This window comes from Halalkalibacillus halophilus DSM 18494 (genome assembly GCF_000423105.1).
GTDB classification, from domain to species: Bacteria; Bacillota; Bacilli; order Bacillales; family Alkalibacillaceae; genus Halalkalibacillus; species Halalkalibacillus halophilus.
Genome location: NZ_AUHI01000013.1, coordinates 40,750 through 56,461 on the forward strand (window position 1 = coordinate 40,750; position 15,712 = coordinate 56,461).

General features: G+C 35.6%; 15 protein-coding genes. 5 read left to right on the plus strand and 10 right to left on the minus strand.

Annotated elements, in window-relative coordinates; translation table 11 throughout:
* Window positions 1–24 precede the first annotated feature (24 nt).
* From G532_RS0109020 to G532_RS0109055, 8 genes are all read right to left on the minus strand, one after another.
* Window positions 25–1,179, minus strand: coding sequence for a D-alanyl-D-alanine carboxypeptidase family protein (locus G532_RS0109020; protein ID WP_027964518.1), 1,155 nt, complete (start codon window positions 1,177–1,179; stop codon window positions 25–27).
* A gap of 337 nt (window positions 1,180–1,516) precedes the next feature.
* Window positions 1,517–2,821: a pyrimidine-nucleoside phosphorylase gene (locus G532_RS0109025; RefSeq protein ID WP_027964519.1), complete on the minus strand. Its 1,305-nt coding sequence runs from the start codon at window positions 2,819–2,821 to the stop codon at window positions 1,517–1,519.
* A 15-nt stretch (window positions 2,822–2,836) separates the two neighbouring features.
* Window positions 2,837–3,649 (minus strand): purine-nucleoside phosphorylase, encoded by an 813-nt coding sequence (locus G532_RS0109030; protein ID WP_027964520.1) that lies wholly within the window; start codon window positions 3,647–3,649, stop codon window positions 2,837–2,839.
* 19 nt (window positions 3,650–3,668) lie between these two features.
* Window positions 3,669–4,844: a phosphopentomutase gene (gene deoB, locus G532_RS0109035; RefSeq protein ID WP_027964521.1), complete on the minus strand. Its 1,176-nt coding sequence runs from the start codon at window positions 4,842–4,844 to the stop codon at window positions 3,669–3,671.
* Between the two features lie 74 nt (window positions 4,845–4,918).
* Entirely contained in the window at window positions 4,919–5,806 is an 888-nt protein-coding gene (gene xerD / locus G532_RS0109040) for a site-specific tyrosine recombinase XerD (RefSeq protein WP_027964522.1), read from the minus strand.
* Between the two features lie 75 nt (window positions 5,807–5,881).
* A complete protein-coding gene (gene fur / locus G532_RS0109045; protein ID WP_027964523.1) occupies window positions 5,882–6,331 on the minus strand; it encodes a ferric iron uptake transcriptional regulator in 450 nt (149 codons plus the stop codon).
* Between the two features lie 115 nt (window positions 6,332–6,446).
* Window positions 6,447–7,070: a stage II sporulation protein M gene (spoIIM, locus tag G532_RS0109050; protein WP_027964524.1), complete on the minus strand. Its 624-nt coding sequence runs from the start codon at window positions 7,068–7,070 to the stop codon at window positions 6,447–6,449.
* Window positions 7,071–7,154: 84 nt separating this feature from the next.
* Window positions 7,155–7,706, minus strand: a complete 552-nt coding sequence (locus G532_RS0109055) for an NUDIX hydrolase (RefSeq protein WP_027964525.1) — start codon at window positions 7,704–7,706, stop codon at window positions 7,155–7,157.
* Window positions 7,707–7,807: 101 nt separating this feature from the next.
* On the opposite strand from G532_RS0109055, the gene G532_RS0109060 reads away from it, so the two are divergent.
* Entirely contained in the window at window positions 7,808–8,728 is a 921-nt protein-coding gene (locus tag G532_RS0109060; protein ID WP_027964526.1) for an aldo/keto reductase, read from the plus strand.
* A gap of 77 nt (window positions 8,729–8,805) precedes the next feature.
* Here the strand turns inward: G532_RS0109060 and G532_RS0109065 are convergent, their stop codons facing one another.
* Entirely contained in the window at window positions 8,806–9,783 is a 978-nt protein-coding gene (locus tag G532_RS0109065) for an MBL fold metallo-hydrolase (protein WP_027964527.1), read from the minus strand.
* Between the two features lie 66 nt (window positions 9,784–9,849).
* Window positions 9,850–11,481 carry a M20/M25/M40 family metallo-hydrolase gene (locus G532_RS0109070; protein ID WP_027964528.1) on the minus strand — a complete coding sequence of 544 codons (1,632 nt, stop codon included), beginning with the start codon at window positions 11,479–11,481 and terminating at the stop codon, window positions 9,850–9,852.
* An 84-nt stretch (window positions 11,482–11,565) separates the two neighbouring features.
* On the opposite strand from G532_RS0109070, the gene G532_RS0109075 reads away from it, so the two are divergent.
* From G532_RS0109075 to G532_RS0109090, 4 genes are read left to right on the plus strand one after another with little or no spacing between them, the layout of a single operon-like run.
* Window positions 11,566–12,288, plus strand: coding sequence for a glycerophosphodiester phosphodiesterase (locus G532_RS0109075; RefSeq protein WP_035512835.1), 723 nt, complete (start codon window positions 11,566–11,568; stop codon window positions 12,286–12,288).
* A gap of 17 nt (window positions 12,289–12,305) precedes the next feature.
* Entirely contained in the window at window positions 12,306–13,322 is a 1,017-nt protein-coding gene (gene namA, locus G532_RS0109080; RefSeq protein ID WP_027964530.1) for an NADPH dehydrogenase NamA, read from the plus strand.
* Window positions 13,323–13,347: 25 nt separating this feature from the next.
* Window positions 13,348–14,265: a ribonuclease Z gene (gene rnz / locus G532_RS0109085; protein WP_027964531.1), complete on the plus strand. Its 918-nt coding sequence runs from the start codon at window positions 13,348–13,350 to the stop codon at window positions 14,263–14,265.
* A 12-nt stretch (window positions 14,266–14,277) separates the two neighbouring features.
* Complete coding sequence (locus tag G532_RS0109090; protein ID WP_027964532.1) at window positions 14,278–15,648, plus strand: aldehyde dehydrogenase; 1,371 nt, start codon at window positions 14,278–14,280, stop codon at window positions 15,646–15,648.
* Window positions 15,649–15,712 lie beyond the last annotated feature (64 nt).

The following is a 15,712-nucleotide window of genomic DNA, read 5'->3' on the forward strand; positions in this document are numbered from 1 at the left end:
ACAAAAATAGAATTAATTCGACAATTATTTTACTGCATGAAAATCTGACATGATTCTTTTAAACTTCTGATACATAGAAGCTTCTTTTTGTTCATCTCGAACAACCAAATCTTTTGAAGACATTAATTCTTCTCCATTATATACATGTATCGTACCTATCCGATCTCCTTGACTAACAGGCCAGCTTTGATCTGAGTCAATTTCGATCTCCGTACGTAAATTTACCTCTTCCCCTTTTTTATAAACAGATGAAATGGGATCTTCCGTAGTTAATATTATTTCTCCCGCTTCACTTCTCATTTCTTCCCACTTATAAAGTTCTTCTCCTGCAGCATGCAAGCGTTCAAATTCAAATTGATTAAATGAAAAATCGAGTAAAGAACTTATGTCTGAGTTTCTATGTTGTACGGTATCTGCTCCCATTACTACTGCAATAACACGCAGGTCACCACGTTTGGCAGTTGCGGTTAAACAGTATTTTGCTTCATTGGTATAGCCAGTTTTTAATCCATCTACCCCTTGATAAAACTTAACTAACTTATTTGTATTTACTAACCAAAATTCCTCATCTGTACCTTTGCGAAGATAATCTTCGTAAATACTCGTATATTCGGTAATCTCTTCATGTTTTAACAACTCTTTTGCAATCATGCCCATATCATAGGCAGAACTATAATGATTGTCAGCAGGTAAACCAGTTACATTTTGAAAATTAGAGTCTGTTAACCCTAACTCACTCACTTTTTCATTCATTTTCTCTACAAAAGCCTCTTCTGAACCAGCAATTCTCTCTGCTAAAGCAACGGAAGCATCATTTGCAGAGCCTACAGCAATTGCTTTTAACAGATCATTTACAATCATCGTTTCATTTTCTTCTAAAAATATTTGAGAACCACCCATAGAAGCTGCGTATGCGCTAATTCTTACTTCTTCCTCTAGATCAACTTCTCCTTGATCTAATGCTTCCATTATCATTAATAAAGTCATTAGTTTTGTCATACTAGCAGGTGGAAGACGCATATCTTTTTCTTGTTCAAACAACAACTCTCCCGTTTCAGCTTCTAATAACACAGCACTGTTTGAATGATTTATTAATGCTGTCTCTTCTGCAGCTATAGCCCCAGGATAGGATGCAAAGAAAAATATCATCACTAAAAATACAATTAAAACTTTTTTCATCATAAACCCTCCATTCGTATTTCATATTTTTTCCTTAAAGCTTGAAAAATATTACGAATTGGTGAGGAAAGTTATATTTAGACATAAAAAAGAAGCTGAGACAAATCAAAGTGCTAGCATAAAAATCCGAACAAAGCCTATAAAAAGCGGATGAAATAGACGGAGACTCCTGTGGGAAATAGAGCTCAGGTGAGACCCCGGAATGCGTAGCATGAGGAGGCTCACCAGCTCCCCACGGAAAGCGCAGTCTATTTCAGGAGCGAGTTAGTCGCACCACTTTTTATTGCTCGGATTATTCATGACTACAGACACTTTTGTCCCAGCTTCGAATTGAGCGTTATTCAGTAATTGTAGATCTAATTAAACTAGGTGCTTCTACTTCATGTTCAACAATTTGTATATTATCTAATAATTTTGCCTCAATCGAAGAGACATCTTCTTGATTAGCATAAATTGTTAACAAGGATTCACCTGTTTTTACATAATCACCAATTTTCTTATGCAGTTTCAAACCAACAGCTAAATCAATTTCTGAATCTTTCGTTTGTCTTCCAGCACCTAATAACATCGCTGCATTTCCAATCTCATCTGCCACAATCTCTTCTACATAACCACTACTTTTAGAAGCTAATTCAATTTTGAATTTTGCTTGTGGTAGTTTATCAGGAGAATCTACGACCGTAGGATCTCCACCTTGGGAAGATAAAAATACTTTTAATGTTTCTAATGCTGAACCATCTTCAATTGCTTTTTCAAGAAGTTTACGTGCTTCTTCAATCGAATCTGCTTTGCCACCAACGACCACCATTTGGCTTGCGAGTGTTAAGGATAACTCCGTAAGATCTTCTGGACCATGCCCCTTTAACGTTTCAATAGCTTCTTCTACTTCTAGAGCATTACCTATAGCATGACCTAATGGTTGACTCATATCACTAATAACTGCCATTGTATTTCGACCAACATTGTTACCAATCGACACCATAGCTTTAGCTAACTCAACCGATTCTGATTCCTCTTTCATAAATGCTCCTGCACCAGTTTTAACATCTAATACAATTGCATCAGCTCCGGCTGCGATTTTCTTACTCATGATAGAGCTTGCAATTAACGGAATGGAATTCACCGTTGCAGTTACATCTCTTAAACCGTATAGTTTTTTATCTGCAGGGGTTAGGTTTCCGGATTGACCTATTACTGAAATTTTATTTTCATTTACAAGCTTAATAAATTCTTCATTAGTAATCTCAACATGAAATCCAGGTACTGCTTCAAGTTTGTCAATCGTTCCACCAGTGTGACCGAGACCTCTACCACTCATTTTAGCTACTGGAACACCAACAGAAGCTACAAGCGGAGCTAATACTAACGTTGTCGTATCACCAACTCCACCTGTTGAATGCTTATCTACTTTAATTCCTTCAATTGCTGAAAGGTCAATAGTGTCACCAGATTCTGCCATGGCAACTGTTAAGGTAGCACGTTCGTCTTCAGTCATGCCGTTAAAATAAATAGCCATTGATAATGCACTTGCTTGGTAATCTGGAATAGATCCATCAGTATATCCGGTAACAAAGAAATTAATCTCTTCTGTTGTTAATTCGTGTCCGTCTCTTTTCTTCGCAATAATGTCATACATTCGCATGGTTTATTCCTCCACTTATACATTCTTAATTATTTCTTTAACTAACTCGATAAACTCTTCTCTTACTTTTTCTGTTGTTTCAATTACCTCATCATGAGACAGGGGTTGATCTAAAATGCCAGCTGCCATATTAGAAATGCAGGAAATTCCTAACACACGTACACCTGCATGATTAGCTACTATCACTTCTGGAACGGTAGACATACCAACAGCATCCCCACCTAGAGTTCGCAACATCTTTATTTCACTTCCTGTTTCATATGTTGGTCCGCTATTTCCGACATACACACCTTCTTGTACTTTGTATCCTAACTGATCTGCTGCCTTCTTTGCTATTTCGATCAATGCTGGATCATATGCTTGAGACATATCCGGAAAACGAGGTCCTATTTCATCTTGATTCTCTCCAATTAATGGATTGTCCCCGATCATATTAAGATGATCGTTAATAAGCATAAGGTCGCCAGGGTTAAAACTCTCATTTATTCCGCCAGCAGCATTTGTTACAACTAACTTTTCGATACCAAGAAGTTTCATCACTCGTACTGGAAAGGTTACTTGTTGCAACGAATAACCTTCATAATAATGAAAACGACCTTGCATCGCAATCACTTTTTTCCCTTGTAGTGTACCAAACACTAACTGTCCTTTGTGGCCTTCCACAGTAGAAGTTGGAAAATGAGGAATATCACTATAGGATATAGCAACTGCATCTTCTATTTCATTTGCCAAGACACCTAGTCCAGAACCTAAAATCATACCTATTTCCGGCGTCTCACCATTTAGTTTATTGGAAACAAATTGTTTTGAATCTTGTAGTTTTTCCATTATATCGCTAACTCCTTTTCTACTTAATATCTTTTAAAAAGCTTGTACCAAATTTCGGCATTTGAGTCTTGAAATTCTCTGCAACTGTAGCACCAATATCTGCAAATGTTTTGCGAATAGGTAATTCCTTACCCTCTTGAATACCATTGTGGAATGCTAAAAGTGGAACATACTCTCTTGTATGGTCTGTCCCATGATGTATCGGATCATTTCCATGGTCAGCTGTTAATATTAATAAATCGTCATCTTTTAATTTGTTTAAAACTTCCGGTAGACGTTCATCAAAATCTTCCAAAGCTTTTCCGTAACCTTCTGGATCTCTACGATGGCCAAACTTTGCATCAAAGTCGACTAAATTCAAGAAGTTTAAACCATTAAAATCCTCATCCATAGAAGCTACTAACTTCTCCATGCCATCTGTATTATCATCTGTACGTATTGATTTGGTAACACCTTCATTATCGTAAATGTCAGAGATCTTCCCTAAAGCGATTACATCGAAGCCATCATCTTCTAAATCATTCATCACTGTTCTTCCAAATGGTTTTAATGCATAGTCATGACGATTGGTTGTACGTTCGAATTCACCATTTTCACCCTTAAACGGACGGGCGATGATTCTACCAATCATATATGGTTCATCCTTTGTGATTTCCCTAACAAATTCACAAATCTCATGCAATTCTTTTACAGGAACTACATCCTCATGAGCAGCAATTTGAAGGACGGAATCAGCACTTGTATACACGATTAAATCGCCTGTATTTATATGATGTTCTCCAAGTTCCTTAATAATTTCAGTACCAGAAGCGGGTTTATTTCCAACGATGTTTCTTCCCGTATGCTCTTCAATTTGTTTCACTAAACCATCTGGAAAGCCATCTGGAAAAGTTCGAAATGGTTGATCAATATTCAAACCCATAATCTCCCAGTGACCAGTCATCGTATCTTTACCGACTGAAGCTTCTTCCATCTTCGTATAATGAGCTAATGGTGAATCAGCTTTTACAATACCATCCACTTCACGTATATTACTTAATCCTAATTTGCCCATGTTAGGCATAGTCAGACCATTCATATGAGCAGCGATATGCCCTAATGTATCTGCCCCTTCATCGTTAAAATCTTTTGCGTCAGGTGCTTCACCAATCCCAACTGAATCCATAACGATTAAAAACACTCTTTTAAAAGTCATCTTTTTTCAACCTCCATTTAAATACTACATGCACCAAATTTAGTGCCTATAAAATATAACACAGATGAATTAATTTATGCACGTGGATGAAAATCTTTATATATATCCTTTAATCTTGCTTTAGAAACATGCGTGTAAATTTGTGTCGTCGAAATGTCTACATGACCTAACATCTCTTGCACTGCTCTTAAATCAGCCCCATTTTCTAACAAGTGTGTAGCAAAAGAATGTCTTAGCATATGAGGTGTTATTTCCTTATGAATCTCTTGTTTGATCGCAAGTCCTTTTAAAACCTTCCAAAATCCTTGTCTTCCCATTGGTCTACCATGATGATTGAGAAATAGTTGATCATATGATTGATGTTTTAATAGCATTGGCCGTGCATGTTCTACGTAATCTTCAATAGCTTTTTGAGCATGTTTTCCTAAAGGGACAATACGCTCTTTCCCCCCTTTACCTGTGATTCGTACAAACCCCATTAATAAATGAAGATCCTCCGTTTTCAGTGACAAGAGTTCAGAAATTCTAAGTCCCGTTGCGTAGAGTGTTTCAAGCATTGCCTTATTTCTTACATCAATAGGTTTGTCCCCTTGTACATCCAAAAGTAATTCTACCTCTTGGTTTGTTAAGACTTTTGGCAGCTTTCTTTCTTGTTTGGGGCTTTCAACGTGCATCGTAGCATCCGTTTTCAACCCATATTCTCTGATTAAGAATTGGTGAAAGGAACGTAGAGAGCTTAGAATCCTTGCCCGGCTAGCTGGTGATTTTCCTTCATGGTGAAGCGCATTAAGATATGATCTTATATGAGATCGATCTACCATCTCCCATTTATCTATTTTCGATTGATCCACGGTATATTGATAATATTTTTTCAAATCTCTTTCATATGCTTGAATGGAATTATTAGCTAATCCTCTTTCAATTTTTAAGAAGTGTATATAATCCTGAATTTCTTCTTTCATTTTACCTACCTCCTCCACAAGAAATTTAGATGAAAAAGACCTTTTCTTCTTTTAGAAAAGGTCTTATGTATATACTTATTTATTGTTTTCATTCTGACATTTATCACAAATACCGTGAAATGTAAGGCGGTGATCCTTCACATGAAAATTCCAACGGCTTTCAATAATTTTCTCAACATCGCCAAGTAAATCTTCTTCTATTTCAGTTACTGAACCACATTCAACACATACGAGGTGGTGATGAAAATGTTCAGCGCCCTCTTTTCTTAAGTCGTAACGTGACACTCCATCTCCGAAATTTATTTTATCAACTACTTTTAACTCTGATAATAATTCTAATGTACGATATACAGTAGCTAAACCAATTTCTGGAGCCTTATCTTTAACGAGGAGGTAAACATCTTCAGCACTTAAATGATCTTCTTCATGCTCTAATAAAACTCTAACAGTTGCTTCTCTTTGTGGTGTCAATTTATAACTTTGAGAGTGCAGTTGTTTTTTTATAGCTTCCATTCGATTCTCCACCAAAATTCTCTCCCCTCGTAACTTACTACTTCATTATAAAAAAGGGAAAGAACGGTGTCAAATTATAATGATTATAATTTATTATTTAATAATTATTATCAAATAATATTAATTATTATTGAAGGTACATCATGAGCGAGCTAGAAATGAAGGCTTCAATAAACGACCCAATGATAATCAGTATAAATGCTATTAAATATGTTTTAGCATACATAAGCAGGTATGGAGAAATAGTTTGTTTTTTGGAATTGTTTATAAACAGAGCCTGGACTACTTGGATAGAAAAGATCATACTACTCGCAGCAATAAATATATAAGCTGGAATAATCACTAAATTCTGAGGAGCAATACTAACTGTGGATAATAAGAACCCGTTCCACGCTAATTGCTGAACTAGAAATCCAACCGTAAATCCAATTACACAACCTTTTAAAAATATAAGAAACCAAACTACTGGTAAACCAATGAAAGACAAACCAAATAAAAATAAAAACAAACTATACTTACCGTGAGTCATTAAAGCAGAATAGAATAAATCAAGCTTGTTTTGTTCCGATTCGCCCATTACATTAAAATATTGTTCAATAAAAAAATAAAGGTCCTGTGATTGTATAAAGGTCAAACTACTAACTAATAGGGATCCAAAAATTATACCGATAATTAGTAAAGTAAATAAAAATACAAACATAGGTTCATTTAACCGAATTGGTAGCTTTATGTTTTTTAATAATTGCTTCATCAATAGTAGACCTCCTGATTATCGTAATCTATTAAAGATTATGAAACAGGAGATTAGAGTAGAACATAATGTTCTGATTAAAATCTACTTTGTTTTCCAATCGTGTAATAAAAGATAATAAATTGCTTGAATTGTCTTTGCGTCATGAATTCTTTCTTCAGTAATTAATTGCATAGCTTCCTTTTGATCTACTTCCACAACGTCAACAAATTCATCCTCATCTCCCACATCAGCTCCTACTACAAGCTGGATTTGATTAGCTTTATAAATATAAATGATTTCGTCAGCAAACCCTGGGGAAGTGTAATAAGAAATCAAATAATCCACTGAATCAGCTTTGTACGCCGTTTCCTCTTCTAATTCTCTCAATGCAGTGGTTGCAGGAGTCTCGTTTTTCTCAATTTTTCCTGCGGGAATCTCTAGTATACTCTTTTCCAGCGGTTTTCTGTACTGCTCTACTAGAACAAGTTTACCCTCTTCTGTAAGAGCAATAACAGCAACTGCTCCAGGGTGGGTAACCAATTCCCTCTTAGATGTTTTACCATTTGGCAATTGAACTTCATCGACTTGGAGGTCTATTACCTTTCCTTTATATATCTCGTTTGTACTCATTGTTTTTTCTTCATATCTTTTCATTTTAGCACCTACTTTCTAGTGATATAAAACTCGTGTTCTAGCTTATTAGTTGTATTCCAAATTTTTAATTTTTACAATATCATTTAAGGAGGCATTTAACTATGAAAAAAAGAACACTAGGTCATTCCGAATTAAAAGTATCAGAGATTGGACTTGGATGCATGAACCTTGGAGATTCTCAATCAAATGCAAATGAGGTCATTTCTACCGCAATAGAACATGGAATTAACTATATTGATACGGCAGATTTATACGGTTTCGGAAATAATGAGAAGATTGTTGGGAAAGCACTTCAAGGTAAAAGAGACCAAGTCATTTTAGCCACAAAAGGTGGTAACAACTTTGATGCTTCTAGCCAAGATTGGACTTGGGACCCTTCAAAAACCCATATCAAAAACGCTATTAAAGACAGTTTATCACGACTTGGCGTTGATTATGTAGATGTATATCAACTACATGGGGGAACAATAGAAGATCCGACAGAGGAAACAATTGAAGCCTTTGAAGAAATTCAACAAGAAGGTCTAATTAAATACTATGGAATCTCCTCTATCCGCCCAAATGTAATAAACAAGTTCATAGAAAAATCAAATATAACTAGTATCATGATGCAATACAGTTTACTAGACCAACGACCAGAAGAGTTTTTCTCACAAATTAGCCAAGCAGGAATATCAGTAGTCGCTCGAGGAGCACTTGGAAAAGGCATGTTAACGTCCAATGCAATCAAACAATTAGAACGGAAAGGCAAAGACGGATTTTTAGATTATGATTATGACAAATTAAGAGAAAATATTAACCAATTACTTTCGGTAGCAGAAAAAGAGGGAGTCTCCGCTCAATCACTTGCTATTCACTATACACTGCATAATCAAGTAGTAGGAAGTTTAGTATTAGGAGCGAGTGGTCGAGATCAAGTTCTGGAAAATATAAAAGCATATAAGGAGCAACCATCCGAATCCTCCATTGAACAACTAGAATCTATTTTTAAACCGAATTATTATGAGAATCATCGTGAGTAAATGAAACTTTCCAACAAACTAAAGAACACCGAACTATCCCTAAGTTACTTGGAAAAAGTTCGGTGTTTTATTTTCGTTCACGTTAAGTTACTTAATTCTCTAACTGCCTCATAATAAATCTTACCTTCAAAAGTAACTTTATTCACAAAACCTTGATCCTCTAAGAAATCGAGTTGACCAACTGTTTCAGACATCGTTAAACCAAATTGTTTTTCGTAATGCTTAGGAAATAAGAATTTACATATGGTAAATGGAGTTGCTTGATTTTTCTTTAAAAACTGATGCACATGGCGCGCTCGCTCAGACTGTTTTTGAAGCCGCTTCTTAATTAACACACTATGACCATTAAATGTTTCACCATGACCAGGCAATATTTCACTAATTTCATACGGTAATAACTTTTTCATAGAATCAATATACGAGATTAATGGTTTAGGTCGCTCTTCTCCCAGAGTTTCAGGAGCTTCTAAAATCGGATTAGAAGATATATGAGCTAGTAAATGATCACCGGCAATTAATTGTTGGGATTTTTCGTTATAAAAAGATAAGTGGCTTTGGGCATGACCAGGTGTCTCTAGTACTTTCCAGTTATTTAAGCCAGGAATATAAGCCCCTTCTTGCAATGTGCCCGTCAGCTCCCCTTCCCCACTGAACCTAAGCACGTTTTCTTGTGATTTTTCTATCTTACGAAAAGATTCAGGTACATCGAATTGGTCGTATAAGGTATGAAAAAAAGTTATATATGAATCTAGAAAAGTTTTGTCTCTACTAATCCATTTATTAACTAGAGGATGACCATATATATGCTGCACATTATAAAAGTTCTGAATTAATCCAGTGTGATCAGGATGATGGTGAGATAAGACGACTTGGTCTATATCTCTATGATCAATGTCTGCAGCTTTTAATTGTGAAGTTAAGGCATCCCATGCATCAGCTGTTCTTACACCAGCATCAAATAGAGTGAGCGCCTCCCCTTTTACCAAATATGCATGTACATCTCCGACTGCATATGGAGTTGGAATCGTTATTTTTAGAATCTCTTCCTGTTGCATTGTATATCCTCCATTTTGCTACGTATTCTATAATTATTATACTACAAAATCATTTGAATGATAATGTTATCTTTCTTGCTGAAATGCTTGTTTGATCGCATATGTCAAAATATGAGGTAATTCATTAAATGAGTAGTTCACTTCTAATCGTTCCGTCCATTGATGGGCATCTTTTCCAAGCGGACCAATGTTTGCTGTAGGGATCGAGTATTCTACTTCTTGAAGATATGATAATTCTATTTTCTCCAGAGGCATGTTCTCTTTCAGGAAATAATAATCTTTATCCCCTTGGGCGTCTTCTCCAATGAAACTCAGGTCTGATATTCCATTAAAATAAGCTGCAATGGATGCTTTTCGATTAAATTGCTTATTCATATGCTCTTCTGTTTCGTCTAATAAGGATTGTACTTTTTTATTTTGGCTACTTGTAACAGCAGGGTAAAATGGCGGGCTATAAAATAAAACAATCATAGGTGCTAAATCTTTACACATATAAGCTAAATCTTGTACTAGCAATGTACTGAAATCTCGATCACCATGATTCCTTTCTTTCACTAGTAAATTATGTCTTCTTTCTACTTCATGTTTGCCATAGCGTTCTTCTGCAATCTTATATAAATCGTGGAAATCAAACACACTAATATCTGTTTGAAGAAGCATATTTTTAGTTGATGAATCACCAAAATATTGAGTAGCGCTCTGATTCATGTGTTGCTTTACCTCTTTGGCAGTCTTTGTCATTACATCTCTTAGTTTCTTAGTTATATCTTCAACTGATTGCTTCATGAATAATACATTATACATAGATACAGCTGTCAAAGGAGTCTGTACAGAATATTGCTCCTTCAAATCACGGTTCATTAAACTTATAGGTGGTGGCGTCACTTCTGAATTTATTTTTTCCACAAATGTTTGATTTAGTTCTAGGTTTTTATTTAAATAACTAGACATTAGATTCGCATTAAGACCATGATATGGCTCTCCAACATGGGTTTCTTTTCCGTAGCAAAGAAACCCTGGCAAAATTTTTCCGAGCGAACCAGAATACAAGTACATTTTGTCATCTTCAGGGAATTGTCTAAACATTGGTTCGCTATTTAAACACAAAATATATTCTAAGTCTTCCTCTTTCTCAAGCTCTTTTAAAACTTTTGTTGCTTCTAACATTCCAAGTGAATTCGCTTCTTCATCCGGGACGACAAGCAATAAAATATTTCCATCAAATTCCTCTTCCATTGCTTGTTCTAGCATCGACATGTGTAAAGAAGTACCAGCTTTCATATCCATTGTTCCTCTTCCAAACAACCACGATTCCTTCGAATTTAATAAATCACGTCTCGCTTCATCAGGTAACTCTGTTTCTTCTTCTTTTAGTTTTTTTGTAAGCTCATTAGGGCGAAACGCTAAATCTTTATAAGAACCATAGTCATCAACATCTACTACGTCGATATGACTTAACAAAATAATAGTCTTTTTCTTCGTACCTCTTTTCACAAGCGCAGTTAATAATTCTCTACCATCCTCTAAAGGGGAAATCTTTATATGGTTTGAATGTGTCTTAAAATACTCTTCTTGATGCAGTAAATTATATATATATTCAATTATTGCGATTTCTTCACGAGAACCTGTGATACTTTGATATTGGACAAGATTACAAAGTAGTTCTTTAAGCTCGTACTTGGATTGCCATTTTCCCATTTTCAGACCGCCTCCTATATTGACTTTTCAAGGTATATACACCACAATCATAACAGATAATTGAAAGAGGTGTTTCCAATTAATATGGAAGTTTTTGCTCATAGAGGAGCAAGTAAGCAAGCTCCAGAGAACACACTAGTGGCATTCGAGTTAGCCAATCAATACGGAGCTAACGGGATCGAACTAGATGTTCACTTGACAAAAGACCACGTCCCCGTGATTATACATGATGAAAACATTAGAAGAACGACAAATGGCGTTGGGTTTGTGCAATCCTATACATTTGAAGAACTTGCTTCATTTGATGCAGGGTCTTGGTACAACCCAAAATTTAATCAATCAAAGATTATGTCCTTAGAACAATTTATGGAATGGTTTGTTAAAAAAGAGATGAAAGTTAATATGGAGTTAAAAACAAAAGTAATCGAGTACCCAAATATTGAACAAATTGTTTCTGATTATATTAATCAATATCAGGTGAATGATCGCACAATCATATCTAGTTTTAACCCAGAAACAATCCAGCGCTTTCGTGAGGTAAATAAACGTATTGAACTTGCGTGGCTTACTAAAATCAGAGTAAGACGTGTAGATCTTTTGTTAGAAGAAATTGGAGCAAACTCTATTCACATAAATCAAAGGTTGCTTTCATCAAGAATGTTAAAGCTAATCATTGAACGAAACATTCCTTTTAGAGTTTATACAGTTAATAAAACGTCAACAATGAAAAAATGTGAAATTATGGGTGCTAAGAGCATCATAACAGATGTTCCTGACCGCGCGTTACAAGTATTACAACACACATGATACGGAGGAATTTAATAATGGAACGAAAGCTCTTTGAACCTATATCAATTAATCAGGTGACACTTAAAAACCGCATTGCCATGTCCCCAATGTGTATGTATGCTTGCGAACAAGAAGATGGAAAAGTAACCCCTTTCCATATTACACATTATGAAAGTCGAGCAGTTGGTCAAACAGGTTTGGTCATGTTAGAAGCTACCTCCATCCAACCAGAAGGTCGAATATCTCCACAAGATCTTGGTATTTGGGAGGATAGTCAAATTAAAGATCTAAAGCACCTAACAAGTAGAATCCATGCTCACGGGGCAAAATCCGGAATTCAACTAGCCCATGCCGGAAGGAAAGCAAGGAATAGTGGACCAATTCTAGCACCTAGTCCTATAGCATTTAATGAAAACTTAGAATCTCCAAATGAAATGACCACAGGAGATATCGATGAAACTATAAAAGCATTTAAAAACGCTGCAAGGCGAGCAAAAGAAGCTAACTTTGATATAATTGAAATACATGCCGCACACGGTTATTTAATCAACCAATTTTTATCCCCTTTAACAAACCACAGAAATGATGAATATGGTGGAACAAAAGAAAACCGTTATACATTTTTACAAAAAGCAATTGAAGCAGTCCAAAGTGAAAATGATTCCCCAATCTTTGTCCGTATATCTGCATCTGAATATCATAAGGATGGTAATAGTTATGAGGACTTTGTCTACTTCTCTAACCAAATGAAAAATCAAGGTGTCGCATTGGTTGATTGTAGTTCTGGAGGAGTGGTACCAGCCCAAATAACGCCTTATCCCGGCTATCAGGTCCCGTTTGCGGAAAAACTTAAACACGATGTTGGAATCAAAACTGGAGCTGTTGGTTTAATTACAAATGGTGCTCAAGCAGAAGAGATTTTAAGAAACAACCGGGCTGATCTTGTTTTTATTGGAAGACCTATGTTATTAAATCCCTATTGGACAAAACAGGTTTCAGATGAATTAGATGTAAAAATTGAAGCCCCATCTTCTTATCAAAAAATCTGGTAATCAGCGGATTAAAGGAGTTTAGCTTATGGAACTTACCTTTCTCGGTACTGGTTCTGGTGTGCCTTCCAAACAACGAAATGTGTCTAGCATAGCCTTAAGTATGCTACAAGACCGAAATGAAGTTTGGTTATTTGATTGTGGAGAAGCAACCCAACACCAGATATTAAAGACGAATATAAAACCTAGAAAAATTAACAAAGTCTTAATTACTCATTTACATGGGGATCACATTTTTGGTTTGCCAGGCTTTCTTAGCAGTAGGGGATTTCAAGACGGAACTTCCCCTGTTCAAATAATTGGTCCAAAAGCGATAAAGGATTTTATGGAAATCGCTTTGAAAGTAAGTGAAACCTCCCTTCGTTACCCGATTTCCTACAAACAAGTCTCAGAAGATAAACTTTTAGAAGACAATCATTTAATCCTCTATGGAAAATCCTTAAAACATGGGGTGGATTCATTTGGGTATTTAATTGAAGAAAAGGATAGTCCAGGTCATTTGATTCCTGAAAAACTGAAAAACCTTGGGATAAAACCAGGTCCAAGCTATCAGAGGATTAAAGACGATGGTTTTCTTCAACTAGAAAATGGCGAAACAATTTTTCGTGAGGATGTTAGTGGACCACCTATTAAGGGAAAACGAATAGCAATACTAGGTGACACGAGACCGACCCAAGAAATTATTAACTTTGTAGAGAATGTCGATGTTCTTGTACATGAAGCAACTTTTACGAAAGCAGATGAAGAACTCGCTATAGCATATAATCATTCGACTACTGCTGATGCTGCTCGGATTGCCAAACAGGCAAATGTGAAGCAACTATTACTTACCCACATTTCTTCGCGTTATCAATGGGAAGATCTTATGCGTGAGCAGAAAATGATAAGTGAAATATTTGAATCGGTAGCGTTCATGAATGACCTAGATACTTATACTATTAAATAAAGGAATGATGACATGACTGATTTAACGAAGTTAGTTAATAACCAAAAAGAATTATATTATGCAGGGAAAACCATGACCCATACATTCCGAAAACATCAATTACAAAAACTCAAAAGTATGTTAAAAAGATACGAACCTAGAATTTATGAAGCACTAAATAAAGATTTAAACAAATCATCTTATGAGGTACTGATGACAGAGCTCGGTTTTTTATTTCAAGAGATTGATGAAACCAGTAAGTATCTTAAAGATTGGATGGCAGTTGAAAAAGTAAAAACGCCAACTACCCATAAAGGTGCTAAAAGCTATATTTATAAGCAACCATACGGGGTTAGTTTAATTATTAGCCCATGGAATTATCCCTTGCATCTGGCGCTAGCACCGTTAATTGGAGCAATTGCAGGAGGAAACACGGCAGTAATAAAACCTTCAGAATTCACACCGTATACAAGTGCCCTTCTAAAAGAGATGATTGAAGAAACATTTGAACCAAAATTTGTTTCCGTTGTCGAAGGTGAAAAAGAAACTACCCAGGAGTTATTAAACCTTCCATTCGATTACATCTTCTTCACAGGAAGTACTAAAGTCGGAAAAATAATTATGGAAAAGGCAAGTCAACAACTTACACCCATAACATTAGAACTTGGCGGAAAAAGTCCATGTATCATAGATGAAGATGCTAAAATCGAGCTTGCAGCGCGAAGAGTTGCATGGGGGAAATTTATGAACGCAGGTCAAACATGTGTAGCTCCTGATTATGTGTTGGTTCATGAATCAATTAAACAAGATTTTATAAAACAACTTAAAATAGAAATCGAAAAGATGTATACAGCTAACCCTATTGAAAATGACGACTTCACAAAAATTGTTAATGCTCAACACTTTGATCGCTTGCTTAACCATTTGGATGATTCCAAAGTTATATTTGGTGGTGCCTCTGATCGTAACTTAGAGAAAATTAATCCTACAATTATGGATAACGTTACTTGGGAAGATCCTGTGATGCAAGAGGAGATTTTCGGCCCTATTTTACCAATAAGAACCTTTGAAAATGTATCCGAATTGCGTGAGGAAATCGATCATGCCAGAAATCCATTAGCTCTATATTACTTCTCGGAAAACAGTCAGAAACAAGAATGGGTAATGAAAAATTTATCCTTTGGCGGAGGGTGTATAAATGATACTATTATGCATCTTGCCAATAGCAACTTACCATTTGGAGGAATTGGAGCAAGTGGTATAGGTAATTATCATGGAAAATCTAGTTTTGAGGCATTTACTCATCGTAAAAGTATTTTAAAACAAACAACTTCTTTCGACCTTTCATTTAGATATCCTAATTCAAATATAGGAAGAAAAGTATTGAAGAAATTGTTTAAGTAACTTGTACTTTCCTAACAATTTTAAAATATAAAAAAATAATCATGGTAAGAGTTTCACTTTCTTT